At 69.2% G+C, this 598-nt stretch carries 2 pseudogenes; one reads left to right on the forward strand and one right to left on the reverse strand.

The window, feature by feature from the left end:
- Nucleotides 1-189, forward strand: a pseudogene (locus tag A5652_RS27985) (hypothetical protein); the annotation flags it as partial.
- A gap of 4 nt (nucleotides 190-193) precedes the next feature.
- Here the strand turns inward: A5652_RS27985 and A5652_RS27990 are convergent.
- Nucleotides 194-598 (reverse strand): annotated as a pseudogene (locus tag A5652_RS27990) (hypothetical protein); the annotation flags it as partial.

Raw genomic sequence — 598 nt, forward strand, 5'->3', positions numbered from 1 at the left:
TCCGGCGGGCAGTCCTACACCGCCACCACCCTCGGGGAGCTCCAGAAGAGCTATAACGCCATCGAGAACGAGATCGGGTACCGGACCGTGAAGGGCGACGCGAGCCTGGCCTGGATGCTGCTCGGCGCCTTCGCCATGGCCTGCGCCGTCCTGGCCGGTCTGCTGCTGAACCGCAGGCTGCCCGCCTGAGTCCTCAGCTGGGCAGGCGCCGGTTGATCAGCAGCGCCAGTGCCGTAGCGATCAGGGCGGTCAGCACGCCGAGGCGCAGCCAGCCGGAGCTACCCGGCCCGGGCACGGTCCGGTACCCGATCTCGTTCTCGATGGCGTTATAGCTCTTCTGGAGCTCCCCGAGGGTGGTGGCGCCCTCGTAGTCGACGGTGCCGTACGGGGTACCGAACGAGATCGTCGAGATCTGCACGCCCTCGGCCTTGGCGGCTCGGGCCGCCGTGTAGACGCCGTCGTGCGGATCGCTGGGATTGGAGGGTTTGTTCTCGCCGCCGTCGGAGAGCAGGACGATGCGGGCCGGCGGTGGACCGTCGCCGCCGCCCATCACCGAACCCACCGTCGCGATCGCCTGCAGCGCGGTGAAAAGGCCTTC

The organism is Mycobacterium sp. 1165178.9 (genome assembly GCF_001673555.1).
In the GTDB taxonomy this organism is placed as follows: Bacteria; Actinomycetota; Actinomycetes; order Mycobacteriales; family Mycobacteriaceae; genus Mycobacterium.